The organism is Photorhabdus sp. CRCIA-P01 (genome assembly GCF_003545805.1).
Lineage (GTDB): Bacteria > Pseudomonadota > Gammaproteobacteria > Enterobacterales > Enterobacteriaceae > Photorhabdus > Photorhabdus antumapuensis.
The window spans coordinates 1-1,182 of record NZ_NMQR01000182.1; the positions used below are offsets into that span (position 1 = coordinate 1).

2 protein-coding genes are annotated in these 1,182 nt (G+C 47.1%); both read right to left on the reverse strand.

Features of this window, described 5'->3' with window-relative positions:
• The coding region (locus tag D3222_RS24685; RefSeq protein WP_118988363.1) for an Rpn family recombination-promoting nuclease/putative transposase at window positions 1-373 on the reverse strand (373 nt) is incomplete at its 3' end.
• A 146-nt stretch (window positions 374-519) separates the two neighbouring features.
• Window positions 520-1,182 (reverse strand): Rpn family recombination-promoting nuclease/putative transposase (locus D3222_RS24690; protein WP_118988364.1); only part of this gene is annotated, 663 nt, incomplete at its 5' end.

Sequence of the window (1,182 nt, forward strand, 5' to 3'; positions counted from 1 at the left end):
CTTGGTAGAATAATACGGGTATCACCAGAGGTAACGTTTTATGGCCGGCATCAAGATGACGTTGCATCGCAGCGATCGCGTAACGTAGCAACCGAAACGCCATATGCTTATCCGGTGAACTTTGATGCTCAATCAGACAATACACGTAGCCGTCACCCTTACCTGCTTTCAACGAATACAACACGTCGCTGTAGTACGGTCGAAGATCGTCTTCGAGAAAACTCCCTGACGCCAGTTGCAGCGTTTCCAGATCACACACTTTGAGTAACGCCGGTGGTAGATGAAATTGTAGAAAATCCCTGGCGGTATCCGGATGTGTCAAGAACTGCTTAAAAATAGCATCATGCAATGTAGGCGTGGTGTTTTTCTTCATCGTTCATCATATTCCTAAAACTCCAAGCTCAACTTTAACACACCCTACAGATGTTCACATAGGGGGCTATTTTATTAACCTTTTCAATAAAAAAGCGTCAGCTGCTATAGCCAACGCCCTTAATGGGATTCTTACTGGTGCCAGAATTAGTGGCGAATTTGCGCCAGTTCGTCTTCGGAAAGGCCGGTCATTTTCATAACGGTCATGCGATCAAGACCATTAGCCAACATAGTGCGGGCAATCTTAATCGCTTCCTCTTTACGGCCTTTTTGTTCGCCCAGCTGTATACCTCTCTGTTCGCCCAGCTGTATACCTCTCTGTTCACCCAGCTGTATACCTCTCTGTTCACCCAGCTGTATACCTTTCTGAATCCCGCGTTGTTCGCCTTCAAGGCGAAGTTTTTCAGCGATAGTCATCAGAGCTTCCTCATGCTGTGGCATGCGTAATGCCAGAGTATTCAACAAAGCAGTCGGGTCGTGGGATTCTCCCGCCTGCAACATATAGTTTATCACAGAAACCAGCTGTTCCTGAGTGGTGTATCCTTCAAGCAATAATGTGACCAATTGCTCAAGCAAATCAGCCAGGTCGCGCTGCCGAATATGTTTTTGCAGCAGCTCAAGCACGGCCATTCGTCGGTGTTTCATGATTTCGTCATCGGCAATGACGGTGATATCCACCAACGGGAAATCTTTACTGTAGAGTTCGCCGGCCAGCTCAGGATCATCAAACTCCTGCAACCAGCTCATGGAGTACGGATATGGACTGACTTTTCCTTGGTAGAATAATACGGGTATCACCAGAGGTAACGT